We start from the raw sequence: 23,869 nt of genomic DNA on the forward strand, positions 1-23,869 counted from the left end.
ACAGCCCCCATATGTATATGAGAGCTGGTCCGATTTAGATACGCTAAAGAAGCGTCTCCGTCGGGATAGCTCTCCAGGTAATAGTTCCTGACAAATTTCCGCTTCTTCAACGAAAATCCAGTAGGCAATCGCTAACAGGCAATTACTTACTTCGGCAAATACACCTTTCTATCCCACTCGCCAGGCTGTCACCTTCATGGAATATACTTTTTGCATCCGCACCTCTATCCTCACTAAGAGGGTTATTCTTTTGTGAATAAACGTCAACTAGTGAAAAAAATTCAGTGAATTCACTTTATCACATTATTTTTCACTTTGCAATTCTTCTTGAAAATAGGCTTCTATCGATTCAGATAATTTTTTCGGCATTCCTGCTTCTTGAAGTTCTGAAGAGGAAGCTTCACGAATCTTTTTCACCGAACCAAAATGTTTGAGCAATTGTGTTTTTCTTTTTGGACCAACGCCTGGAATTTCGTCCAGCACCGAAGTTATTGAATTCGCCCCGCGTCGTTGTCGATGGAAGGTAATGGCGAAACGATGCACTTCATCTTGAATACGTTGCAATAGATAAAATGCTTCGCTTCTACTCTTTAACGGGATGACTTCAATCGGATTCCCATATAGAAGTTGTGAAGTTTGGTGTTTATCATCTTTTGCAAGTCCTGCAATCGGAATCGATAACCCAAGCTCGTCTTCAAGAACGCCGCGCGCAGCTTCCATATGCCCTTTCCCGCCGTCGATAACAATTAAATCGGGCAATGGCAATTCTTCTTTTAATACTCGAATATATCTGCGTCGCACGACTTCGCGCATCGCATCATAATCATCATGCATCGCTGCAGTTTTCGTTTTATATTTCCGATAATCTTTTCTGTTCGGTTTCCCGTCTACAAATGAAACCATTGCGGAAACTGGATCCGCTCCGTACGTATGCGAATTATCAAAAGCCTCGATACGAAAAGGAACCGCTATGTTCATCGCTTCTCCTAGATCCTCACACGCCCCGATTGTTCGCGACTCTTGGCGTTCAATCAGTTGGAACTTTTCGGATAAAGATATTTTCGCGTTTTTAGTCGCAAGGTCCACAAGACTTTTCTTTTTCCCGCGTTGTGGAATATAGACGTTAATATCTAGTAACTGACGTACAATATCCACATCGACCTCCGAGGGAAGCAATATCTCTCTAGGTTTTATATGATTCGATTTCGAATAAAACTGGCCGATATATGTCAGCATTTCTTCCTCTGGATCCTGATAAAGCGGAAAAATCGAAACATCGCGTTCGATTAGTTTTCCTTGTCGGACAAAGAAAACTTGGACGCACATCCAACCTTTATCGACAGCGTATCCAAAAATATCGCGATCCGTGAAATCATTCATCGACATCGTTTGTTTTTCCATGACCATTTCGATGTTTGTAATTTGATCACGATACTCTTTTGCTCGTTCAAACTCAAGGGCTTCTGCGGCCAAGGTCATTTTTTCAGTCAAATCTTTTTTCACTTCTTTATAGCCGCCGTTTAAAAACCGCGTGATATTGAGCGTCATTTCTTTATAAGTGTCTTCTTCGACCTCGTTAATACACGGCGCAAGACATTGCCCGAGATGATAGTACAAACACGCTCGATTCGGCAAAACTTCACATTTTCGATAGGGATAAATTCGGTCGAGCAGTTTTTTAGTCTCGGTTGCCGCGAAAGCGTTCGGATAAGGTCCAAAATACTTTCCTTTACCTTTTTGAACACGTCTCGTGATAATTAATTTCGGATGGCGTTCTGCCGTTATTTTCAAATACGGATATGATTTATCGTCTTTTAACATGACGTTATATTTAGGGTCATATTGCTTTATTAAGTTTAATTCGAGAATTAGCGCTTCGATGTCTGAGGATGTGATAATCGTTTCAAAATCAACAATTTCAGTAACCAGCCGTTGCGTTTTCCCGTCATGACTTCCCGTAAAGTAACTACGGACACGTTGTCTCAATACTTTTGCTTTTCCAACATAAATAACGGTCCCTTGACGATCTTTCATCAAATAACAGCCTGGGTGCTCAGGGAGAATCGCTAATTTCTCTTTTATATAATCATTCATTTATATTTCACCTACTAAAAAACTGGGCACCTAAAGAGGAACCCAGTTTCGAATACTTTCATGTTACGCGTGTTTTTCGATTAGTTGTGCAAGTGCTTCTTTTGGTTGGAAGCCGACAACTTTGTCAACGACTTCTCCGTCTTTGAAAAGAAGAAGCGTCGGAATTGACATGATGCCATATTCGCCTGCAGTTCCTTGGTTTTCATCAACGTCTACTTTAACAATTTTCGCTTTACCTTCAATTTCTCCGTCAAGTTCTTCAAGAACCGGAGCAATCATTTTACATGGTCCGCACCAAGGTGCCCAGAAATCTACAAGTACTACGCCTTCTTTAACGTTTTCCGCGAAATCTTTATCGCTTGCATTAATAATAGCCATTTAAAAAATTCCTCCTTTTATCTACAACTTCTTTCTAATTGTATCATGCGACAAAATTAGACTCGAAATATATGCCTATGGGGATAATTTCTATTTGGCAGATTTTAATCGGGTATGTTCTATATATTTCGCTTCGGCGCTGGTGGATGGCCTCCCGCAATAAGTTTGATAGAAAACCACTATTCAATATAACCTACCACTTGTAGGGCCCTACGCTGGTTCGTTTCGGTAGATTCTTGACGTCAATAGAATATAGATTTTAATTGGAAAGCAGGAACCAAATAACTCGTTAAGTTAAGCTAAAGAATTTTATCTTCAATCACTGTAACATTCTCTTCGAGTAAATCGGCTATTTACCAATACCTTGCACTCATAAGCGGTTTGCTTGCAGTACGACGGATTTTCCTTGCACTTGAAAGGGTTTTGGTTGCACTCACACGACAGTTGCTTGCACTCAAAAGGTTTTGCTTGCAACTCAGGACCTTCTATCTACATGAAAACTGAAGACCAAGCAACACCGTTAATAAAATATCACTCATTAACTTACCCAATACAGTGAAATCAGTTGATTGGAGTGCAGGGCGGAGACTCCCGCGGAATCAGCGAGACAGCCGAGACCCTGGACTGAGCGTAGCGAGGGAAGCGGCTCGGCGCTCGCCCGCAGGAAAGCGCAGCCCGGAACGCAAATCAACGGTCAAAATAAAAACCGAGTACCTGAATGATGATCCAAGTACTCGGTCTAATTATATTTCGCTGATCTTAATTAGCCTTCAATTTCTTTACTTCCTCAATCATCAAAGGAATAACTTCGAATAGGTCTCCGACAATTCCGTAATCTGCGACTTTGAAGATTTCAGCTTCTGGATCCTTGTTAATCGCAACAATAATTTTGGAGTTCGACATACCCGCCATATGTTGGATAGCACCTGAAATTCCAACACCGATATAAAGGTCAGGGGTGATTACTTTACCTGTTTGACCAATCTGTAACGAATAGTCACAGTAATCCGCGTCACACGCTCCACGTGAAGCCCCAATTGCGCCTCCGAGCAAGTTAGCAAGTTCTTGCAACGGCTCAAAACCTTCAGCACTGCGAACGCCACGGCCGCCAGCAACAACTACTTTAGCCTCTGACATATCAACACCTTCAGTTGATTTACGAACAACTTCTGCAATAATCGTACGCAAGTCTTTGACATCTACTTCTACAGAAGAAACATCACCCGTGCGGCTTTCATCTTTATCAAGCGTTGCAATGTTATTCGGTCGGATTGTTACGAATAACAAACCTTCTTTAGTTTTCACCTTTTCAAATGCTTTACCAGAATAGATCGGACGGATGAATACTGCATCGTCATCTTCGCCTTCAATCGCTGTCACATCTGAAATGAGTCCTGATGCTAGTTTACTAGCGATTTTAGGAGAAAGATCTTTTCCTAACGCTGTATGACCAAAGACAATTACGTCTGGACTTTCTTGTTCATAGACCGCCATAAAACCTTGGCTATAGCCGTCTGATGTATATTGTTTTAAATTAGCATGTTCTACCGTTACGATACGATCCGCACCATATTGAATCATTTCCGCTGCGACTGATTGAACCGAGTCGCCCAGTAAAACCCCTACGACTTCCCCGCCGCCAGAGATTTGTTTCGCTGCTGCAATCGCTTCAAAAGATACATTCCGTAGAGCACCTTCGCGTGTTTCCCCAAGAACTAAAACTTTTTTAGACATTTCCTGTCCCTCCTAATTACGTTATCTCTATCGTTTAGATTACTTTAGCTTCATTTTTAAGCAGATTTACAAGTTCTGTCACTTGGTCTGCAATTTCACCTTCAAGAACACGTCCCGCAGCTTTTTCAGCCGGTAGGAAAATTTCAATTGTTTCAGTTTTTGCTTCAACGTCATCTTCATCAAGATCTAAGTCATCCAGTTCCAGTTCTTCAAGCGGCTTTCTCTTCGCTTTCATAATTCCTGGAAGTGACGGGTAACGAGGTTCGTTCAACCCCTGTTGTGCTGTCACAAGGAGTGGTAGAGACGTTTCGATCATCTCCGAATCCCCTTCAACGTCACGAACAATTTTCACATCAGTTCCGTCAATTTCTAGTTTCGTAATCGTAGTTACATAGTTAATGTTCAACAATTCAGCAACACGCGGTCCGATTTGTCCAGAACCACCGTCAATCGCGACATTACCTGCGAGAATTAAATCTGCATCTTTATCTTTTAAGTATTCACCAATGATTTTCGCAGCTGAAAATTCATCCATTTCGTCTAAATCATCTTCGGTATTAATGAGCACCGCTTTGTCTGCGCCCATTGCCAACGCTGTTCGAAGTTGTTTTTCAGCATCTTCATTGCCGATTGTTAAGACTGTTACTTCGCCGCCGTGTTCATCGCGAACTGTGATTGCTTCCTCAATTGCGTACTCATCGTATGGATTGATGATGAATTCTGCACCATCATCTGCAATTTCACCATTTTTAATTGTAATTCTTTCTTCAGTATCAAATGTGCGCTTTACTAATACATAAATGTTCATGTGTTACTACCTCCTCAGCTTTTTTCATCATTTTCCTGTAAAAACAGGTTCGCGTTTTTCTAAAAATGCTTGAATTCCTTCTTTTGCATCTTCGGAAACAAATACTTCTCCAAATGAATCCGCTTCCGCTTTCACCCCAGCGTAATACGATTCAGGTTTGGCAAACTGCAACATTTCCAATGCAGACTTCACAGCGACAGGACTTTTCTTTGCGATTTTATGCGCAAGTTCCATCGTCTTGTCTAGAAGTTCTTCTTCCGGATAAGCTTGATTGGCTAAACCGAATTGAAGCGCTTCCAAACCCGAAATAGGTTCGCTCGTCAGCAGCATTTCCGCAGCTTTCGGCATACCGACGTATCGTGGTAAACGCTGTGTTCCCGCGAATCCTGGAATGAGTCCAAGTTGCAATTCTGGCAGACCTAATTTCGCAGTTTCAGAGACAATCCGCATATGGCAACCCATCGCCAATTCAAGTCCCCCGCCAAGCGCCGCACCGTGGATAGCCGCGATGACTGGTTTGTGGAAGCGCTCCAAACGTTCAAATACTGCTTGACCGCTTGCGGCGAGTTTGGAAAATTCTTCACCGGAGGTCACATCTGTAAACTCTTTGATGTCCGCCCCGGCAGAGAAGAATCTCCCTTCCCCGTGCAACACGACGACTCTTACAGAATCATCATCTTGCACTTGATTCAATAGCTTATCCACTTCCAAAATCAAAGCGCGAGATAATGCATTTGCTGGCGGTCTATTGATTGTTGCAACAGCTACGCCATTTTCAACTTTTACCGTTAGAAATTCCATTTCTCCCATTCCCCTTTACTAACAATGATTTAAGCTTTCATCCCGTTTAAAAGAAGTCTATGTACTTCAGGGGATAGTTTCATTAAATCATACTTTTGATCATTCATCACCCAAGAAGTGCTTGTTTCATCAATTGTGCCAAATACCATTTGACGTCCCAGTCGGATATCAAGCGTGCTGGACAACTCGCCATTTTTAATGCCTTCCAATAAAATGACGTCTACCAAATCCAGGTATTCCTTCAATACCTCATTAATTCGAAGACGAAGTTTCTTGCCTGATTGTCTAAGCTCTAACTGGGTAACAATTGCTAGGTGGCGATCTTCGTGAAGAACGCGGAAATGGTTTGTGATCATTTTCAACAAGCGTTCGGAAGTGTCCAAGTCCTTATCTAACACGTCTTGCAGATTTGTTGTAAAAATCGCCATTTTTTCTCTGAATACGGATATCAAAATATCTTCTTTGTTTTTAAAGTAAAGATAAATCGTTCCGTCAGCTACGCCAGCTTCTTTCGCAATTTTTGACACTTGCGCCTGATGGTAACCGTTTTCAGCAATTACGATAACAGCTGCATCAATAATTTGTTTATATTTTGGACGATCACGTTTCACTATTTTTCATCACCACCAAAAAGAGAATATGAATGACGACTCATTCATATTCTCATATTAATATCTATTTTCTATATAGTCAAGCTTTACATCACGAGCTAATCAGTTCTTCACTCGTTTTCTTTTTTTCTTCTTCAATCAATGTTCTTCTCAATATTTTTCCGACTGCAGTTTTTGGTAACTCTTTCCTGAATTCATAGGCACGCGGAACTTTGAATGCCGCGAGTTCTGCTCGACAGAACTTATCTAATTCTTCTTCAGTGACAGAAGCCCCTTCTTTTAACACAATATAGGCTTTCACAGTTTCTCCTCTATATGGATCAGGGATACCCGCAACAACACATTCCAATATTGCTTCATGTTCATATAATACTTCTTCTATTTCCCTCGGATAAATATTAAAGCCGCCTGCAATAATCATATCCTTTTTGCGGTCCACAATATAGAAATAACCTTCTTTGTCCATATAACCAAGGTCGCCAGTTAAGAACCATCCGTCTCTAAACGTTTTTTCCGTGTCTTCGGGTTTGTTCCAGTAACCTCTCATGACTTGAGGTCCTTTTACTACAATTTCCCCAACTTCGCCTACTGCTAACGGCTCATTTGACTCCGAACCTAATATACATGAATCAGTATCTGGCCACGGTACACCTACTGAACCTTTTACACGGTCTTCTTGTCTGGCCCAGAGAAAATTCGCATGAGTGACTGGAGATGTTTCAGTTAATCCATATCCTTCAACAAGTTTACCGCCTGTGACTTTTTCAAACTTGGCTTGAACATCAACCGGTAGTGCGGCTGACCCGCTAAGACACGCCTTAATCGATGATAAATCATATTTGGCAATGTCGGGATGGTTTAACAGTCCAATATAAATTGTTGGAGCACCAGGGAATATTGTCGGTTTTTGTTTATCAATCGTTTTCAAGGCTGAATCGACATCGAACTTCGGCAATAAAACCATTTTGTTAGACAACATTACAGTTAAAATTAGAACCGTTGTCATGCCATACACATGGAAAAAAGGTAGAATTCCCAGAACAGTTTCTTCGCCTTCTTCGCTTTTATAAAGCCAAGCTTTACACATCGTCGTATTTGAGATTAAATTCTTATGCGTTAACATGACTCCTTTTGGAGGACCAGTTGTTCCGCCAGTATATTGCAGGAGAGCGACATCTTCATTGAAATTGAACGTCGTACGAATTGGATCCGCCTTTGCAATCTTCATGATTTCAGTATATAAGTGATTGATGCCTCGATGCTCAACTTTGACCGACAAGCCGTATTCTCTTTTTTGGATAAATGGATAAATCAAATTTTTCGGGAACGGTAGGTAATCTTTTATCCCCGTTACAATTACATGTTCCAATGAAGTTTCTTTCACTACACTTGAAACTCTCGGAAATAGTATATCTAGTGTAATAATCGCTTTAGCGCCCGAATCTACCATTTGGTATTTTAGTTCACGTTCCGTATAAAGCGGGTTTGTTTGAACAATTACAGCACCGCAGTAAAGGATGCCGAAATAGGCAATTGCATTTTGCGGACAGTTCGGCAACATGATGGCTACCCGATCTCCCTTTTCAATTCCGATAGAACGCAAATAGTTAGCAAACTTTAACGCAGAATCATAAAATTCTTTGTATGAAATGTCTTTACCTAAAAAATGGATTGCAGTTTTGTCTGGGTGCTTCGTACCAGCCCTCGTCAAAAACTCTTGAAGCGGAATCTTTTCATAATCTAGCGTCTTCGGTATTTCCGGCGGATATAAATCCAGCCAAGGCTTTGTCGTCATAGTAAAACCCCTTTCTGTTTCTAGTTTAGAATATTCGTATATGTCTTATTATAGACGTTATCGGAAGCGCTTACAAATACATTATTAAAGGAATAGTAAAAAATGCCCTGACCAAAATTCTATGGCCAAGGCATTATATTATTTAGATAACCAGTAAATCCCGACAATTATGAATAAAACACAAGCAACGATTAATATTTTTGATAGTTTCTCCATTTTTCTTGGCTCCTATGAAATACTTGCACCAATAACAAACGATAGTCCGACCGAAATTGTTAAGGATATGAACCCAACCGATCGGTTATCGGCTTCGATTTCCTTATCCACATTGAACTTCGGCGTTAAGAACTCGAATAAAATATATGCGAAAACGAGTAATGTAAATCCGAAAAAACCCCAACCTATCATTTCAGGGAGCGAGTTATGCCTTGAAATGGAATAGTGAAAAATATTCGCGACACCGAAAATTTTCCCGCCGGTCGCTAGTGCGACCGCGATATTCCCCTTTTTAATTTGTTCCCAGTTGTTATATTTAGTCACAAGTTCAAATAACACCATCGTTACAATAATACAAAGAACGACAACACTAAAATACCCAGCCGTTTCTACGAGCGGATTGCTCCAGAATCCAGATTTTTGCATGAATTATGGCTCCTTTATAAATGCTTTCTCTCGTATACGGATATAGAGGGAAAAGGTTTCGTATTTATTATTATTTTAATTCTACGACGGTAACGCCGAAACCGCCTTCTCCGGCTTCGCCGAATCGATAACTTTTAACGCGGGAATGTCTTTTCAAGTACTGTTGCACGCCTTGTCTTAAAGCGCCCGTTCCTTTTCCGTGGATAATGGATACTTGATGATAATTTGATAATAATGCATCATCGATATATTTTTCGGTTTTATAAATGGCATCTTCATAACGTTCGCCGCGCAAATCAAGTTCGAGTTTTACTGCACTGCGTCCACGTAGGGATGCGGTAGCGACAGGTTGTTTTTCTTTTTTCGGTTTGACATATTCAAGACCGGATTCTTTAATATTCATTTTCAAAATACCGATTTGAACAATCCATTCCGTATTTGAAATTTTTTCAAGGAGCGTGCCTTTTTGACCATATTGCAAGACTTGAACTTCATCCCCGACATTTAGCTGTCTCTCTGGTGTTTTCGATTGGATTTCCACACTCTTCCTTTGCGATGGCGATGCGTCTTCCAATCGTTTTCGGGCATCTATAAATTCATGTTCTTTTATGCTGGCTTGCGCATTCAGTTGCATGGCACGCAAATCGGAAATGACAGCCTCCGCCTCACGTTTCGCATCGTCAACGAGTTTTCTCGCTTTTTCTTTTGCCTTTTCCTCGAGTTTTTCTTTCATTTGATCGAAATTTGCTAACTCTTCTTCGAGTTCTTTTTTCAACCTTTCAGTTTCAAGTAAGATTTCATGCGTTTCATCGGCATCTTTTTCTGACCTGATGCGACTATCTTCAAGCGATGCAATCATGGATTCGACTTCACCGCGGTTCGTTCCCGTAAAGGTTTTGGCCCGGTCGATTATGTGTTCGTTTAATCCGAGACGCTGAGATATTTCGAACGCATTACTTCGCCCAGGCACCCCGATTAATAGACGATACGTCGGGCTTAATGTATCGATATCGAACTCCACACTTGCGTTAGCGATGCCTGGACGGTTATACCCGTATGCTTTTAATTCGGGATAATGCGTTGTTGCCATTACGCGGGCGCCGCTACCGTGCACTTCATCCAATATTGAAATCGCAAGGGCGGCACCTTCTTGCGGATCTGTTCCAGAACCAAGTTCATCAAATAATATCAATGAACGATCATCGTATTTCTTTAAAATATCGACGATGTTGACCATTCTAGAGGAGAAGGTACTGAGACTTTGTTCAATTGATTGTTCATCCCCGATATCCGCGTAAACTGAATCGAATACTGCTACTTCTGAGCCGTCCAGCGCAGGAATCGGCAAACCGGCCTGCGCCATCAAGGTACATAACCCCACAGTCTTTAATGTGACTGTTTTCCCGCCCGTATTCGGTCCTGTAATTACGATCGTCGTAATGTCCGTTCCGAATTCGATGTTATTCGCGACAGCTTCTTCAACAGGAATAAGCGGATGAGTGGCTTGCGCTAATCGAATTCTGCCTTCGTTATTCACTTCAGGCTTTGTATATTTATGGGCCGTTCCATATTTCGCTTTTGCTAGAATGACATCAATTTCGGACAAGATTGCGACGAGCAGAAATAAATCATGCGCAACTTCTTGTACCGAAGCCGATAACTCGATTAAAATCTTTTCGATTTCTTCTTGTTCTTGCATTTTCAGGTTTCTGATTTCATTATTCGCCTGCACGACCGCATCCGGCTCTATAAAGAGTGTTTGTCCAGATGAAGACATGTCATGAATGACGCCGCCGTAATGCGAACGATATTCGGATTTCACCGGAATCACAAATCGGTCATTTCGAATGGTGACGATAGCATCCGATAGCATTTTCGCTGCGTTTTTGCCGCGCGTATAGCTCTCGAGTCGCTCCCGAACCCGACTTTCCTGCGTTCGAAGTCCTTGTCGAATTGATCGGAGCTTACTTGAAGCACTATCAATCACATGTCCATTATCGTCAATCGCTTGGTTAATGCTATGTTCTAAAGCCGTGACAATCGGCATTGCTTCTTTTTTCCCTGTGAAATGCGGAATGTCAATATCTTCGTCCGCATCGACCGACTCTATGAATTGGCGAAGAATTCGACTTGCCCGAATCGTATTCGAGATTTCCATTAATTCATAAGCGCTCAGCATCCCGCCCATTTGCGCGCGTTTTGCATGAGGGCGTATGTCTTTAATGCCGCCCATCGGAACATTCCCGCGTACGCGTAAAATCGCCAGTCCTTCATCAGTTTCTTCTAATAGCCGGACGACTTCTAAGTAATTGCTCACTGGCGTCAATTTTTCAATTTCGGATCGTCCAGCGGTAGAAGTACAATGTTCAGCTACTAATTCCCGGATTTTATCGAACTCAAGTGTTTTTAAGACACGGCTTTCCAATGTCTTACACTTCCCTTCATTTTTCAATTATTTCAGTAATGAACTTCTCAAGTGGCCAAGTATTTACCACTGTTTCTTTTTTCAGCCAGGCCTTCTGTCCGTAATTAACTCCTGTTTCCATAAATCTTAATGTATCTATCGCATGCGCGTCAGTATTAATGGCAATTTTCACGCCGGCTTCTTGTGCCTGAATAAGATATTCGGCAGCCAAATCAAGTCGGTGTGGGTTTGCATTTAATTCTAAAATTTTATTATATTTTTTTGCCCATTTAATAAGTTGTGCAACATCTGGATTATATCCGTCGCGTTGACCGACTATGCGACCAGTCGGATGTGCAATCATATTGACATGCGGATTTTTCATAGCCGCATGAAGACGTTCCATTATTTGCTCCTGGGGCTGGTTGAAGCTTGAATGGATAGACGCGATCACAAAATCGAGTTCACTCAATAATTCATCGTCAAAATCTAGTGTTGCATCAGGCAAGATATCCATTTCTGTTCCGCAGAATATCTCAATATCATCGTATTCTTCATTCAACGAACGAATTTCCTCGATTTGTTCACGAACGCGTTCAGGCGTTAAGCCGTTTGCAACTCGTAAAAATTGCGTGTGATCCGTAATAACAATATGCGAATATCCGATTGCGCGACATGCTTCGACCATTTCACGAATCGAATGCGCACCATCTGACCAAGTTGAATGCATATGCAAATCCGAACGAATATCTTCAATGGCTACAAGACCCGGTATTTCATCAACTCGGTCCAACTCTTTACCATTTTGTCTAAGCGTCGGCGGGATAAACGGCAATCCGAAATGATTGAAGAATTGTTCTTCAGTTTTGAACGTAGTCATATTTCCTTCCTCGTCTTCAACACCGTATTCGCTAATTTTAAGACCTTTAGACTTGGCCAATTGACGAAGGGCTACGTTATGATCTTTAGAGCCTGTAAAATGGTGAATAGCCGTAGCGAATTGTTCGTCTTTCATAAAACGAAAATCAGCATCAATCGGATCTTCCATATCTATCGTAACGGAAAGCTTAGCATCGCCTGCCGCAATCGTTTCTAGAATCGGCAATGATGCAAGTAATTTTTCTCGAACAACAGAAGGTTCGTCAGTCACTAGAATAAAATCGACATCACTACTCTCCTCTTCGGTTCTGCGGTAACTTCCCGCGACAGAAAACCGAGTGATTTCAGGAATTTCTTCAAGTCTTGCTTCTACAAGGTGCACGACTTTTTCCATTTTCCAATGCGGAAATTTACCTTGTCGCGTTCCGAAGGCTTCAATTGCAGCTAATATATTTTCTTCGGTCTTTTTTCCGAACCCAGGCACTTTGCGTACCGCACCTTCAAGACATGCCTCGTGCAGGGATTCGATTGATTCGATTCCAATCATTTCCCGTAACTTCGCGATTCTCTTTCCGCCAAGACCAGGTATTTTCAAAAGCGGGACAAGTCCTTTTGGAACCGTTTCTTCTAATTCATTTAAAAGGTCGGATTCCCCTTTTTCGATTAAATCAGTGATGACAGCCCCCGTACCTTTTCCGATACCTTTTAGCTTTAATATATCATCCATTTCAGACAAGCTTCGTGAATCGAGTTCAAGAACATTTGCCGCTCGTCTAAAAGCGCCAACCTTGAAATGGTTTTCACCTAGTAATTCCATGTACATTGCAATCTTTTCAAACGTTTGAATGATTTTCTTTTTATTCACAAGTATTCCTCCGCTCCTGAAAAAACTTCCCTCCTATTTTGAAGGGGGAAGTTTTTAGCTTTTATAAATATACCACCATTTTTTCACGGTTTCTGAAAACCACGGCGTATGTTCGAACATCGCATCTGCAAGAATAGATTTATCGATAAAGGTTTGGACAAATTCAACTGGAATCATAATAGCTAAGTATAATACTAGGAAGATGAGTATATAAAACTCAATAAATCCTAATACTGCACCTGAGAGTCTTGCGACAAAACCAAGTACAGGTAGAAACTTTAAAAAGTCGAACATCGATGCTATAAGTTGCAAGCCGAATTTCACGACGATAAAAATTAGTACGAATGCAAGTAAATTATAAAATGTTTCATCTAAATCTAGCTCTCCCACAACGAATGATAACTTTGAATCTGCGGTGACTCCTGGATAAGGAATCCATAGGACAAACTTTTCAGCAAGTTGTTTGTAGTACAGAAATGCAACGACTAAGGCTGCGATAAAACCTGTCATATGAATTAATTGGACAATTAGGCCACGGCGAAATCCAGTGATTAGTCCCGCCAATAGGAGAATAATAATTAGTAAATCTAGCATGTAGCAGTCAACCCTTCAACTTTTTCAATTGGATTTCCATTTGTTCAACTTGCTCTTTTAATTTAAGATAATCATGTACACTATTAACAGCGGCTAGCACCGCAATCTTTGTACTATCGAGCGTTGGATTATGCGAACTGATTTCCCTCATCTTATCATCAACGACTGAGGCGACCTGACGCATATGGATACTTGTTTCTTTACCAACCATTTTATACGTTTGACCGTAAATATCGACGGCAATCCGTGTTTTTTCTTTATCTGCCAAGGACTGGACACCCCCTGTAAAACTCTGTTTCTAATCATACCATGAAATCCATTTATTTGTGAATTAAGTCGACGAAAGGAAGTAGAAAATATATGGGTAATCAAGTAATTCTTATTAGCAACGAAGAAATGAAGAATGTTATGAACCACTATGCCTCGTCAAAAATCACTCGTAATGCACCTGGGGTTGTATTTGCCGCGAAAACAACAGATACCGCGATCACTGCCTATAAATCTGGAAAAGTATTGTTTCAAGGCGCGGGTGCTGAACGAGAGGCAGCGCGATGGGGCCCCCTCACCGCAACAAAAAAACCAGCAGCATCGATTTCCAAAGGGGATATGTTGCCCGCCAATCTTGCTGAACTATCTGTAATCGGATCCGACGAAACAGGAACCGGGGACTTTTTCGGACCTGTCACTGTAGCAGCATGTTATGTTCGTGCGGACCAGATTGAACTCGTTCGTGAACTCGGCGTAAAGGACTCCAAACAATTGACGGATGATTTAATGCGAACAATCGCTCCTGATTTACAAGCGACACTTATTCATAGTGTTCTTACCTTAGGAAATGTGAAATACAATGAAATACAAGGGCAAGGAAATTCTCAAGGGAAAATTAAAGCGCTCCTTCATAATCAGGCACTGAAACATGTCCTTCGCAAAATGAATGGGGAAAAGCCTGATTATATTTTAATTGACCAATTTGCCCAACGCGGCGTTTATTATAATTATTTAAAATTAGAACCCGAAATCATTCGTGAAAATGTATTATTGTCGACAAAAGCAGAAGGCCTTCACTTATCAGTCGCGGCTGCATCAATCATTGCGCGTGTTGCGTTTTTAGAGGAAATGGACCGACTTAGTGCGCTTGCTGGCATTACCTTGCCAAAAGGTGCCGGACCACGAGTTGATGAAGTAGCCGCTCGTATTTTATTAAAAAGCGGCGCTGGAACTTTGAAAAGCATGACTAAATGGCATTTTGCGAACACAAGAAAGGCGCAGCAAATTGCAAATAAAAAAAGAATGTAACTATTTCAACTGGCAGTCGAACTAATCAAAAAGGAGGTTCTGACTCATGTTGAGAGTAGTATATTTCTTGGCTTTTGTTTTTGTATTAGTTGCTTGCGGAACGACAAACAACGGCAGTGGTTCGGCTATTAAGGATTCTCTTCCCCCGCCGAACAGCGGAGATAATGAAGGTGATTTTCTTTATAGTCTTTACACGGAGAAAGATGTTTATGATGAGTTTGGCGATTTAGCAATTTTCGCTGAATTGACGTATGTTGGCGATGAGGAATCCATCGATATTTTTCATGGCGGCTCAGCTTTTCACTTTCCGTTTATAGAAAGAACTAGAGAATTTGATGTCGGATACGCCATGAATGAACCGCTTCTTACAACAACGCTATTCAAAGATGTACCCCTTCGTGAAAAGTACGCGTTTGCGGGTGGTTATAGTGATGAAGACACAGAAGAATTTCAGCAGTTTGTCCAAACAATCATCGATAAAGGGTTCCCGGAAGGCGAGTATATCATGAATGGATCTGCCCAGTTTTATCTAAACAATCCGGCCTTTACGACGAATGACAAGAAATATGATATGAGTGCTTCGATTGGTTTTACAGTTATGAAAGACGTGAAATAATAAAATTCGCTTCGGGCAATTACCGAAGCGAATTTTACTATTATTTATTCTCTTCTAACCAAGCAGTTAGCACGTCTTCTTTAAAATTTTTAATGACAAACCATCGTTCTTCTTCCTCTGACATAATTCCGTAAGCCTTGCCGATTGTTCCGCCTTGTAGTTTCCAAATGGCATTGTGATCTTTGTCCACCCGATTAAAGTTTCCATCTTTCCATCTAGTGACAATCGATAGAAGGGTATCTTTCTCCGGGAAATCGTTGGCTTCAATAATATCGTAAACAATATCAATATTTTCTTGAATCATAGGCGTAGCACCCCATTTTTCATTGGCCTGGATTTTCTGGTGTGTCATTTGATGCATAACAACCAAGATTTCTGTTTGGGGAGAGGAATGGGTAATAAGCAATTCCGTTTGGGCGCCAGATATTTTTTTCGAATGTACCGAATTTCCTTTCGAAATCTCCTCCTCGCTCGCTATAACTTTTTCATCTTTACTATCTTTTTTCAAATACCAATTGCCACCTGCAACTACTCCTCCTAGAAAGAGAATTACAGCTAATGAAATTAAGATTTTTTTGATGGTTATCTTCCTCCGAGTGAACGTATTAATGCATTTTTTTAATCCAAGTAATTTTTAACTATAAACTAGATTATGAACATATGAAATGCTTTTCATACTATTTGTATTCTTCATTAAAACTCCTTCTCCTTTTAATAATCCAATATTGTTGGATTATTTCTATAAAAACATTAAAAATAAGCCGTCAATACCTTCTGACGGCTTACTTCCCTAAAAAATTACAGTAAAACAAAAATATAAATTCCCACGAGATTTGCAAGGAAATGCGCAATAGTTGTTAAATAAATATTTTTCGTTTTCAAAAATAATACGCCATATAGGATACTATCCACAAAAACAAAACTAACATCATACATAACTACTCCCACCGGACCAATGGATAGATGACCAACTGCGAATAGAAAGGAAACTAAAATAATAGCGATTTTCGGATTTATTATATTCGATAGTTTTTCTTGTGCGAAACCACGAAATGCCAGTTCTTCCCCTAAGGCGAGAATGAAAAGCTGCGGAATCAGTATGAATAACGAACCCAAGTGCAACATCGGCGCAACTCGATCCATCACGTGTTCATTAAAGGTTGGCATTGCATAATGAGCAAACACTATTTGACCGAAAACTGATGCTAACGGTAGCAAAACTAGCCACCAATACTTCCGAATATCTTCCTTCGTGTTATCCCAATGGAATGTAAAAACTGAATCACCAGTTTTAAACTTTCGACGCTCATTTACGATATAAAAAATTGCAAAAATAATCGCCAACCCGCTTAAAGGTGATAATGCTAGGATTGCAAAAATAATGAGTGGTACTAATCTTTTTCGGCTACTCCCCATATACATCCCCCGTATCGGATTTCAGTCTCTTTAAACACTATTATGTTACAATCGAAAAAATAACAATTTCAAAAGAGGTGAATAAAATGTGCCGAAACATTAAGACATTGTATAACTTTGAACCTTCCGCTACCGAAGATGAAATATATGCGGCATCTCTCCAATATGTGCGAAAGATCTCCGGTTTCAATAAACCATCGAAAGCAAACGAGGACGCTTTTAATCATGCTGTTGAGGAAATCGCTACATCTACGCAACAATTGCTCAACTCATTGATCACAAATGCCGCTCCGCGTAATCGAGAAGTTGAAGCCCAACGTGCTCGGGCTAGAAATGAAAAAAGATTTGGTGCAAAGTAAAACTCCGCTATATATTATTTCACTAAATAATCAAGTAATCCCATTGCACTCACTTGCATATCAAGTTCAATCAAACCATAAACCTCATGGTCATCAAGTATATTATTTTTTCTTAGATAATCTCGGACTCTGTCCAATAATCGCTCGGCAAGTATTTCATGACTTTCCTGCTCATCAACTATAGACTGAGCTTCCTTCATAAAAGTATCGAGCCAGTCCCCTACTTGCAAAAGAGCGGTATTCGGATTATTCGTCATGCCGTAATGGCCGAAATAAATATAATTAAGCTCCAACCCGAGCATCCGATCAATCTCCTGTCGCATTGCATCTGGATCAAATTGATTTGGCGAAGTGGAAGGTAAAAACAAATCGACACCATCGCGGATCAATTGTTCGTAACGAATCCCGACAGTATCTCCAGTAAACATGCCATTGCTAATCGGGTCATAAATACTAAAATGATGTTTGGCATGTCCCGGAGTATCCAAAAACTTCAATGTACATGTAGGACCAATTTCCAACGTATCACCATCACCTTTAATTAGCAGTCGCTCTTCGGGGATTGCGACGACTGGATCGAATAGTTCCGAAAACCTTTCCCCGTATACCATTTTTGCACCTGCTACCAATCTAGTAGGATCCGCCAAGTGCCTTGCACCTCTTGGGTGGACAACAACCTTAGCATTCGGGCAATCCTCAAGAAGCAAGCCGGCACCGCCTGCGTGATCGAGATGGATGTGCGTCACGATAATGTATTTCACTTGATCCAACGAAAATCCAAGTGTTTCTAACCCCTTTTTCACATGCTTCACAGATGGGCTCGGCCCTGTGTCAACTAATGTCAACTCTTCTTCAGCGATTACATAAGTTCCCGTCCGTTCCGGTACGCCTAAATCAAAACCATCAATCAAAAAGATTCTTTCGTTTAAACGAATTGGATCTTTTACATTCATAAATTAAACCTCCCTTAATAATTACAACATTATTCCAAAGAGTTTCATTATATTGTAGCAGAGTTTTCCGAATTCATCTAAAATAATAATATATTAGTAGATAAAGCAACTAAGATAGCGTATGATTCGCAATCGAATTGACAGTAGAAAAAGCAAGAAAAAATGCCCAGGCTTTTATGCCTGAGCATTATTCAACAATCGCGCCCGTTAATTTAAGCGCAATCTTTCACAAACTCTTTTATATAGTGATCTGTCCAATGTGTTAGCGAAGCTGAAGTATTTATGTGCGAAACACAGATAGCTTTAAAAATAACTATAGTGCCAAACACTTCCTATAACTAAAATGTTTGGCTTATATTTAGTTTGTTATTTTAACAAATGACTTTTCATTCTTTAACAATAATTGAATCGTATAATTGTCATTTTTAATTTGCTCCTGTGTTTCTGGTAAAGCTAAATATCCTTGTATTGCTAATTTAATTTCTTGAATTATTTCTTCAGAAGGTGGATTATCCAAATCCGTTTTAATTGAAACATAGGAATGCCCTTTCCTCACTTTATAAGATAGTCCTGTCAGTTGATAAGTTGATTTTCCTGCCATTGCATCATATATATCAGATGAAAGATATGCCCAACGATTATCTTGTCGTCGATGTTCAAAGTTGAAAGTATTCACTTCAATATCTTTTACATCTAAGTTTTGTGATTTTATTTCTTTTTCGATATCCGCAATAATTTCAGTAGACTCTTGAATATGATCAGGCATATCAATTGTGACTCTATTTGAAAACCAAGATTGTTCAAGGCCTGCTAATTCATAATCTGCTTCTTCATCATATCCATATGATGCGAATACTTCCTTCACAATCTCACGTACCTTGTCATAAAGTCCGCTTGTTTCATCCCCTGGATACTCTTGAGGTGCTTCTGTTGCTTTCGAAACCTTTAAATCATATTTGTCATAGCCATTTTCAAATAGATAATTAGTTAACTTTGGTTCAAGGTCATCTATTGCTTGTTTTAATGTAGAGTCTTTCAAAATTAGTGAAACTTCAATTGTATATGGAGATGGTGTTATCCCTACAAAGTTAACAGTGTAGCCTTCCTTTTCGACTAATTCAAAGAGTTGAGATGTTAAATCGGGATTATGCTGACCATCTGAAAAACTAGGAGTGATAGAAATCGGTAAAATTTTTCCTGCGATACTTGCCATTGTCGATGAGTAGAACGGCGAAGTGATGATAAATAGCATACACGCTATAGCAACCCAACCGTAATGTTTTAAATTACGCTTATTCTTTTTATAAGCATTATGCAAAATTTTACTTCTAAGTTGGTCTTTCGATTTGTCTGTTACCTTTAGTTGTTCTTCTAATTCCCTAAATTGTTCATCCGAGAAGTTCATTGGTAATCCCCCTTTTAATCAATTCATTTTTCAGTTCAACTAACGCTCTTTTTAAAGTCATTTTCACTTTACTTTCTGACCAGTTTAAAACGAGGGCTGTTTCTGCTGTTGAAAATTCTTTTAGCTTCCGCAAAATGATGACATGCCTATAAGAAGGTTTTAATTGTTGAATGGCTCTATATAATTGTTCAATTTGAAAATTCATAGCTATGATTTGTTCAGGTATTGGCTTGTAGTCTTTCTCTTCCATTGTTAAACCCAAATAATATTGTAACGGGTGTTTTTTTCGAAAATAGTCCTTTGTCACATTATGTGCGATAGAAAATAACCATGTTTTCACGGATGATTTCTGTTCAAATTGCTGTTGATGTCTATATGCTTTTATAAAAGTTTCCTGTGTTAAATCTTCTGCTTGTTGATAGTCTCGCACCATTAAAAGTATGTAGCTTAGAATCGATTCACCATACTCATCAAACCATTTAGTTAATTCCTCTTGCTCCAAATCTGTTCCTCCCCTTTCTATACACTTAGACGCAAATTAAAATGAATTCGTCACGTTTTAAACAATTAAATTCAAATAAATAAAATTAATTACATCTCACCATCTTTAAGTAATTTCACAAAATAAAAAAAGCACTAATCCCAAGTTGGATCAATGCCCATAGTTCTCAAAATAATTTAGATGAATTTCTGAAATCTCAACGACACTTAATTGAACATACATGCACCTATAGCTTGAGTGCAATCCTTCACATTCTTATCTATACTTTAACATAAATGTTCACAGTTTCCTTTAAGCGTGTTACTCAATAGCCTTGCCCGATTGTAGATCACATTAGTTCGGCAATCGCGCCCGTTAATGGAACAACTAAGGTTACCTTTGCTGTATTTCCCTTAAAAGTAATTACGTTACGCCTAGTTCAAAAATATTGTATTTTCTTTGGGTTTTGGGACAATCTAAAGATAAAAGATGAACGAGGTGTCCCTTGATGAAAAAAAGTCTTTCAATATTGTTTAGCTTTATACTCTTATTAACCTTTTCAACAGTGAAAGCTGAAGCCGTCAATACCGACGATTTACAATTACACGATGAATTGATTCTTTATTTAATGATTCCAATAATTGGTAAAGGACTCGAAAAACATTACGGAGAACATAAGCAGTACGAAGACGAAAAAATCCTCGAAATCGAGAAACGAGACGGCTATTTTGATATTACTGTGCAGGTCACTACATTTGAAGGTGCTCACAATCCTCCTAATGATTTAGTTACCATTACTTTTAGCAATTATCATTCCACAAGTTGGCGGGCGATTGATTTCAAAAGTAAGAGGTTAAAGTCGAACGAATAGCCAAAATCAAATGTTCGTGTAGAACTGGCAAGTATAATTACTATTCTCCGTATTTTCCATTCCTAATAGCTTTTCTATATTTATCATCGTTTTCTTTAATAGCTATTGCATCATCCGTACTAATTCCTTCTATTGAGTAATATTTAGTTCCTTTTTTGTATTCATTCGAAAAGTTTCCAGAGTACGTTCCTTCCCTATCCGAATACATTGTTACTTCACCAATCTCTTCATTTATTTTATCTACATACTCGTCGCTTATTTGATAAATATAGCCATCCCAAACGACGAATGATGAAACCCAGCTACTATTTGAACACCCCGCAGAAATCACAACAGAAAAAATAATTATGCTAAAAAGCAACTTTTTCAACTTCATTAACATCCCCTCCTTCTTAATAAGTCGTTAATATTCAATAAAGTTTCATTCATATTTATTGGACTAAACTGCGTCGTTAGTTTTAATACATTTCTTCACAAACTCATACCGATTATTACTATTAATTATCCATTTTTCCAGACCCCTTATTCCGTTAAATGGCCCGTTTCTTTTAATCATATAGATCCTTATTCAACAACTGCGCCCGTCAGTTGAATAATTAACTTCTATATGTATTACTGATTCATTACTATACTGTATGAAATATTAAGTTTATCCCAAATCCAAGCCTGAAAGATTTTATCCATTTCTTTATCTAATGCTTTTTCATCCATATTCCCGTCAATGCCTAATTCTTCAAAAGTAAATGTTTCTGTCGCCTCTGCGCCTTCATAACTAGTACTACTAAATGAAAAAGTTACTGTTCTCTCCACTACTTTCTCCTCCAAACTAACCTTGTATGAATTTGTATTTAATAACAGTAGTTTGGCATTCCTTCTTATTGCAACAATCTGGCCCGTTTGTTTTAGATAGTTGCCTTTATGTCATCCCCACCACCTTAAGGCGATCCTTTTGCGTCTATTCCTTCGCCCATCAAACCGGCCAATAGAATGAAAAATTGAAAAAGGTACCTATGCACGAAACAATCATGAATGTTCAAACATTCATGATTGTTCCAACACAGCTACCTGAAAAACTATTTTTCAATTTCAATGATGATTTCCTCTAACTGAAACTTCTCTTCCGCTGCTTTGCTACCCTCATTTCGATAGATACTACCGTTTTTATCTGTGCCATCTGCTTCCAAAAACTGTACAACTGGCGTGACAATCAGCTTTGTCGCTTCAGGATTCAACTTTTCGAATGTATTGGTATGGTGAAGTTGTGTGAACGAGTCGCTGTATCCACCATTATGTTTGTTCGTATACACATTGCCCAAATCGTCTTTTACGATAATATCGACTCTTACAAAATCCCACTTTTGCATTACATCATTTGATAGTTCCTCATCGTAATGGAGTAGAAATGACATCGGGGTATAGACGACTTTCTTGACTGTCACATCAACACCATTACTATCAGCACTTACATCTACGATTTGCTCTATGTTATCTGTGGCACTCAGTTCAAAATTGAACGCCCAATTGCCCTTTATTGCTTCGGTTCCTACTGCTGAATCTGGAACAATGCTTTCAATCATAAATTCAAATTTACCGTTATCCACTTGATCCACTTGATCCTCAGTTAATAGGTCAGCAATCGTCATGCCAACATACTGGTTTTCTCCGTTTTTTAAGAGTTCATGTCGAGTTGAATAAATCATTGAAGGTGAATCAAGAATAGTGGGTACACCAGTCAATTTAGGAGACTCCCCGAGATCCATTTCACTCTCAATCGTATACGTCATGTATAAAGCTTTTCCGTCGAATATGACTTCATTCATCGTCACGTTGATACCGTGATCCTCATTTGCAATCGCAAGGGATTCGGAATTTTCCACGTAACTTCCATAAAGTCCGTCACCACTAAATAATTGAAACAAGTTGCCTAGTAGTGGAATTTCCTGGGCAAATGAAGTGTAAGATAATCCGAATAAAGAGGCTGCAGATATTCCGATGGAAATGGATGCTGCGGCAGCCATCTTCCTCCACTTGACGGGCTTTTGCTTTCTGATTTTCCCTTTCAACTGCATCTTCACTTTTTCTCTTTCCGCTTCACTGACTTCCCCTTCTTCAAATTGACTGACGTTCATATCAATATCGTTTAAGTGTTCATATACGTCCTTCATATAATACCCTCCTATTATGGCGAAGCTTCTTTTTCCCGCGGTAAATCCGATTGTCGACAGCGGACTTGCTTAGACTGAGTTTTTCTGCAGTTTCCTCGGATGAAAAGCCTAAAAGGTATTTCATGATAAAAATCTTTCGATCGATTGGATCTAATTGATTGAGCAGGTCATTGACGGTGTCTCCCACATCTACTTCCATCCATTCCTGAATGGGGTTTTCCAAAAACTCGGAAGCAAATTCATGATTCTTTACTTCTTTTCGGTAATAATCAATAGCCTTGTATTTTGCTACGGCACAAATCCAGTTCTTAAAACCATTTTCATCACCACTGCGAAACTTCTTGGCGTTCTGCCAAACTGATAGGAAAACATCATTCACGCACTCTCCGACTAGCTCTTCTCGTTGAATGGGTCTTAGAACTTGTTGAACAACACTTTTAATGAGTGGTAAATACTGATCAACAATATAGTCTAAAGCATCTTCCTTTCCCGATTGGAGACGTTTGATAAAGTTGGATTCATTTGACTTCATAGTTTTCGCCTCTTTTTCTCTGTAAAAGCTTCTACACCCTATATAACGAAAAGAAAATAGCTTTATTCGCAACTATAATAAAGTATTTATAATTCTATATGTAAAAATGGGGCCTGCGCACGAAACAAGTATTATAGTTATAACACTAACGATAGCTACTAACACAGGTA

General features: G+C 39.5%; 25 protein-coding genes and 1 riboswitch. Of the genes, 4 read left to right on the forward strand and 21 right to left on the reverse strand.

All coding sequences use genetic code 11. The annotated features are described in order from the left end of the window. Window positions 1-58 precede the first annotated feature (58 nt). A riboswitch (Lysine riboswitch) is annotated at window positions 59-235 on the reverse strand. 68 nt (window positions 236-303) lie between these two features. The 12 genes from uvrC to zapA form a co-directional block, all read right to left on the reverse strand. After that, the gene (gene uvrC, locus JSQ81_RS03050) at window positions 304-2,094 is read right to left on the reverse strand and encodes an excinuclease ABC subunit UvrC (RefSeq protein WP_212606266.1); all 1,791 of its coding nucleotides are present in this window, start codon (window positions 2,092-2,094) and stop codon (window positions 304-306) included. A gap of 63 nt (window positions 2,095-2,157) precedes the next feature. After that, on the reverse strand, window positions 2,158-2,472 hold the full coding sequence (trxA, locus tag JSQ81_RS03055) for a thioredoxin (RefSeq protein WP_210468721.1): 315 nt from the start codon (window positions 2,470-2,472) through the stop codon (window positions 2,158-2,160). A 759-nt stretch (window positions 2,473-3,231) separates the two neighbouring features. Beyond that, window positions 3,232-4,206 (reverse strand): electron transfer flavoprotein subunit alpha/FixB family protein, encoded by a 975-nt coding sequence (locus JSQ81_RS03060; RefSeq protein ID WP_212606267.1) that lies wholly within the window; start codon window positions 4,204-4,206, stop codon window positions 3,232-3,234. Between the two features lie 34 nt (window positions 4,207-4,240). Continuing rightward, the gene (locus JSQ81_RS03065; RefSeq protein ID WP_212606268.1) at window positions 4,241-5,014 is read right to left on the reverse strand and encodes an electron transfer flavoprotein subunit beta/FixA family protein; all 774 of its coding nucleotides are present in this window, start codon (window positions 5,012-5,014) and stop codon (window positions 4,241-4,243) included. Window positions 5,015-5,041: 27 nt separating this feature from the next. Further along, entirely contained in the window at window positions 5,042-5,815 is a 774-nt protein-coding gene (locus tag JSQ81_RS03070; protein ID WP_212606269.1) for an enoyl-CoA hydratase, read from the reverse strand. 29 nt (window positions 5,816-5,844) lie between these two features. Beyond that, window positions 5,845-6,426, reverse strand: a complete 582-nt coding sequence (locus tag JSQ81_RS03075) for a fatty acid metabolism transcriptional regulator FadR (protein WP_212606270.1) — start codon at window positions 6,424-6,426, stop codon at window positions 5,845-5,847. Between the two features lie 91 nt (window positions 6,427-6,517). Then, window positions 6,518-8,221: a long-chain-fatty-acid--CoA ligase gene (locus JSQ81_RS03080; protein WP_212606271.1), complete on the reverse strand. Its 1,704-nt coding sequence runs from the start codon at window positions 8,219-8,221 to the stop codon at window positions 6,518-6,520. 228 nt (window positions 8,222-8,449) lie between these two features. Continuing rightward, window positions 8,450-8,863, reverse strand: a complete 414-nt coding sequence (locus JSQ81_RS03085) for a DUF350 domain-containing protein (protein WP_212606272.1) — start codon at window positions 8,861-8,863, stop codon at window positions 8,450-8,452. A 70-nt stretch (window positions 8,864-8,933) separates the two neighbouring features. Next, a complete protein-coding gene (locus tag JSQ81_RS03090) occupies window positions 8,934-11,288 on the reverse strand; it encodes an endonuclease MutS2 (protein ID WP_212606273.1) in 2,355 nt (784 codons plus the stop codon). Between the two features lie 16 nt (window positions 11,289-11,304). Continuing rightward, window positions 11,305-13,011 carry a DNA polymerase/3'-5' exonuclease PolX gene (polX, locus tag JSQ81_RS03095; RefSeq protein WP_212606274.1) on the reverse strand — a complete coding sequence of 569 codons (1,707 nt, stop codon included), beginning with the start codon at window positions 13,009-13,011 and terminating at the stop codon, window positions 11,305-11,307. Window positions 13,012-13,065: 54 nt separating this feature from the next. Beyond that, the gene (locus tag JSQ81_RS03100) at window positions 13,066-13,605 is read right to left on the reverse strand and encodes a CvpA family protein (protein ID WP_212606275.1); all 540 of its coding nucleotides are present in this window, start codon (window positions 13,603-13,605) and stop codon (window positions 13,066-13,068) included. Window positions 13,606-13,612: 7 nt separating this feature from the next. After that, window positions 13,613-13,873: a cell division protein ZapA gene (zapA, locus tag JSQ81_RS03105; RefSeq protein WP_212606276.1), complete on the reverse strand. Its 261-nt coding sequence runs from the start codon at window positions 13,871-13,873 to the stop codon at window positions 13,613-13,615. A gap of 92 nt (window positions 13,874-13,965) precedes the next feature. Between zapA and rnhC the strand changes: the two genes are divergently transcribed. Together rnhC and JSQ81_RS03115 are read left to right on the forward strand one after the other, a co-directional pair. Further along, a complete protein-coding gene (rnhC, locus tag JSQ81_RS03110) occupies window positions 13,966-14,901 on the forward strand; it encodes a ribonuclease HIII (RefSeq protein WP_212606277.1) in 936 nt (311 codons plus the stop codon). A 46-nt stretch (window positions 14,902-14,947) separates the two neighbouring features. Beyond that, complete coding sequence (locus tag JSQ81_RS03115) at window positions 14,948-15,517, forward strand: hypothetical protein (RefSeq protein ID WP_212606278.1); 570 nt, start codon at window positions 14,948-14,950, stop codon at window positions 15,515-15,517. 40 nt (window positions 15,518-15,557) lie between these two features. Here JSQ81_RS03115 and JSQ81_RS03120 read toward each other — a convergent pair whose 3' ends face one another. Next, window positions 15,558-16,025 (reverse strand): DUF6241 domain-containing protein, encoded by a 468-nt coding sequence (locus JSQ81_RS03120; RefSeq protein WP_212606279.1) that lies wholly within the window; start codon window positions 16,023-16,025, stop codon window positions 15,558-15,560. Between the two features lie 290 nt (window positions 16,026-16,315). Continuing rightward, entirely contained in the window at window positions 16,316-16,933 is a 618-nt protein-coding gene (locus JSQ81_RS03125; protein ID WP_212606280.1) for a CPBP family intramembrane glutamic endopeptidase, read from the reverse strand. 86 nt (window positions 16,934-17,019) lie between these two features. Between JSQ81_RS03125 and JSQ81_RS03130 the strand changes: the two genes are divergently transcribed. After that, the gene (locus JSQ81_RS03130) at window positions 17,020-17,292 is read left to right on the forward strand and encodes a DUF2277 domain-containing protein (RefSeq protein WP_212606281.1); all 273 of its coding nucleotides are present in this window, start codon (window positions 17,020-17,022) and stop codon (window positions 17,290-17,292) included. A 14-nt stretch (window positions 17,293-17,306) separates the two neighbouring features. Here JSQ81_RS03130 and JSQ81_RS03135 read toward each other — a convergent pair whose 3' ends face one another. The 3 genes from JSQ81_RS03135 to JSQ81_RS03145 form a co-directional block, all read right to left on the reverse strand. Then, complete coding sequence (locus JSQ81_RS03135) at window positions 17,307-18,245, reverse strand: MBL fold metallo-hydrolase (protein ID WP_212606282.1); 939 nt, start codon at window positions 18,243-18,245, stop codon at window positions 17,307-17,309. Window positions 18,246-18,603: 358 nt separating this feature from the next. After that, window positions 18,604-19,650: a DUF4030 domain-containing protein gene (locus JSQ81_RS03140; RefSeq protein WP_212606283.1), complete on the reverse strand. Its 1,047-nt coding sequence runs from the start codon at window positions 19,648-19,650 to the stop codon at window positions 18,604-18,606. Next, window positions 19,634-20,152 carry an RNA polymerase sigma factor gene (locus JSQ81_RS03145; protein WP_212606284.1) on the reverse strand — a complete coding sequence of 173 codons (519 nt, stop codon included), beginning with the start codon at window positions 20,150-20,152 and terminating at the stop codon, window positions 19,634-19,636. The genes JSQ81_RS03140 and JSQ81_RS03145 overlap by 17 nt, the downstream gene beginning before the upstream one ends. A 487-nt stretch (window positions 20,153-20,639) precedes the next feature. On the opposite strand from JSQ81_RS03145, the gene JSQ81_RS03150 reads away from it, so the two are divergent. Further along, window positions 20,640-21,002 (forward strand): DUF3888 domain-containing protein, encoded by a 363-nt coding sequence (locus JSQ81_RS03150; RefSeq protein ID WP_212606285.1) that lies wholly within the window; start codon window positions 20,640-20,642, stop codon window positions 21,000-21,002. 40 nt (window positions 21,003-21,042) lie between these two features. Here the strand turns inward: JSQ81_RS03150 and JSQ81_RS03155 are convergent, their stop codons facing one another. The 4 genes from JSQ81_RS03155 to JSQ81_RS03170 all read right to left on the reverse strand — a co-directional run bounded on the left by JSQ81_RS03155 (window position 21,043) and on the right by JSQ81_RS03170 (window position 23,699). Next, window positions 21,043-21,378 (reverse strand): hypothetical protein, encoded by a 336-nt coding sequence (locus JSQ81_RS03155; RefSeq protein ID WP_212606286.1) that lies wholly within the window; start codon window positions 21,376-21,378, stop codon window positions 21,043-21,045. Window positions 21,379-21,614: 236 nt separating this feature from the next. Then, window positions 21,615-21,812, reverse strand: coding sequence for a hypothetical protein (locus JSQ81_RS03160; protein WP_212606287.1), 198 nt, complete (start codon window positions 21,810-21,812; stop codon window positions 21,615-21,617). A 263-nt stretch (window positions 21,813-22,075) separates the two neighbouring features. Next, the gene (locus JSQ81_RS03165) at window positions 22,076-23,167 is read right to left on the reverse strand and encodes a DUF4179 domain-containing protein (RefSeq protein WP_212606288.1); all 1,092 of its coding nucleotides are present in this window, start codon (window positions 23,165-23,167) and stop codon (window positions 22,076-22,078) included. Next, window positions 23,151-23,699, reverse strand: a complete 549-nt coding sequence (locus JSQ81_RS03170) for a sigma-70 family RNA polymerase sigma factor (RefSeq protein WP_212606289.1) — start codon at window positions 23,697-23,699, stop codon at window positions 23,151-23,153. The genes JSQ81_RS03165 and JSQ81_RS03170 overlap by 17 nt, the downstream gene beginning before the upstream one ends. Window positions 23,700-23,869 lie beyond the last annotated feature (170 nt).

Origin of the sequence: Sporosarcina sp. Marseille-Q4063, assembly GCF_018309085.1 — a bacterium.
Taxonomy (GTDB): Bacteria; Bacillota; Bacilli; order Bacillales_A; family Planococcaceae; genus Sporosarcina.

Excerpts from the sequence above, each read along its gene's own strand:
- JSQ81_RS03170 (WP_212606289.1), bottom strand. The coding sequence starts at position 23,699 with ATGAAGTCAAATGAATCCAACTTTATCAAACGTCTCCAATCGGGAAAG.
- JSQ81_RS03165 (WP_212606288.1), bottom strand. The coding sequence starts at position 23,167 with ATGAAGGACGTATATGAACACTTAAACGATATTGATATGAACGTCAGT.
- JSQ81_RS03130 (WP_212606281.1), top strand. The coding sequence starts at position 17,020 with ATGTGCCGAAACATTAAGACATTGTATAACTTTGAACCTTCCGCTACC.
- JSQ81_RS03140 (WP_212606283.1), bottom strand. The coding sequence starts at position 19,650 with ATGAACTTCTCGGATGAACAATTTAGGGAATTAGAAGAACAACTAAAG.
- JSQ81_RS03085 (WP_212606272.1), bottom strand. The coding sequence starts at position 8,863 with ATGCAAAAATCTGGATTCTGGAGCAATCCGCTCGTAGAAACGGCTGGG.
- JSQ81_RS03060 (WP_212606267.1), bottom strand. The coding sequence starts at position 4,206 with ATGTCTAAAAAAGTTTTAGTTCTTGGGGAAACACGCGAAGGTGCTCTA.
- JSQ81_RS03135 (WP_212606282.1), bottom strand. The coding sequence starts at position 18,245 with ATGAATGTAAAAGATCCAATTCGTTTAAACGAAAGAATCTTTTTGATT.
- JSQ81_RS03100 (WP_212606275.1), bottom strand. The coding sequence starts at position 13,605 with ATGCTAGATTTACTAATTATTATTCTCCTATTGGCGGGACTAATCACT.
- trxA (WP_210468721.1), bottom strand. The coding sequence starts at position 2,472 with ATGGCTATTATTAATGCAAGCGATAAAGATTTCGCGGAAAACGTTAAA.
- JSQ81_RS03155 (WP_212606286.1), bottom strand. The coding sequence starts at position 21,378 with ATGAAGTTGAAAAAGTTGCTTTTTAGCATAATTATTTTTTCTGTTGTG.
- JSQ81_RS03125 (WP_212606280.1), bottom strand. The coding sequence starts at position 16,933 with ATGGGGAGTAGCCGAAAAAGATTAGTACCACTCATTATTTTTGCAATC.
- uvrC (WP_212606266.1), bottom strand. The coding sequence starts at position 2,094 with ATGAATGATTATATAAAAGAGAAATTAGCGATTCTCCCTGAGCACCCA.
- JSQ81_RS03115 (WP_212606278.1), top strand. The coding sequence starts at position 14,948 with ATGTTGAGAGTAGTATATTTCTTGGCTTTTGTTTTTGTATTAGTTGCT.
- JSQ81_RS03080 (WP_212606271.1), bottom strand. The coding sequence starts at position 8,221 with ATGACGACAAAGCCTTGGCTGGATTTATATCCGCCGGAAATACCGAAG.
- JSQ81_RS03070 (WP_212606269.1), bottom strand. The coding sequence starts at position 5,815 with ATGGAATTTCTAACGGTAAAAGTTGAAAATGGCGTAGCTGTTGCAACA.
- JSQ81_RS03065 (WP_212606268.1), bottom strand. The coding sequence starts at position 5,014 with ATGAACATTTATGTATTAGTAAAGCGCACATTTGATACTGAAGAAAGA.
- rnhC (WP_212606277.1), top strand. The coding sequence starts at position 13,966 with ATGGGTAATCAAGTAATTCTTATTAGCAACGAAGAAATGAAGAATGTT.
- JSQ81_RS03150 (WP_212606285.1), top strand. The coding sequence starts at position 20,640 with ATGAAAAAAAGTCTTTCAATATTGTTTAGCTTTATACTCTTATTAACC.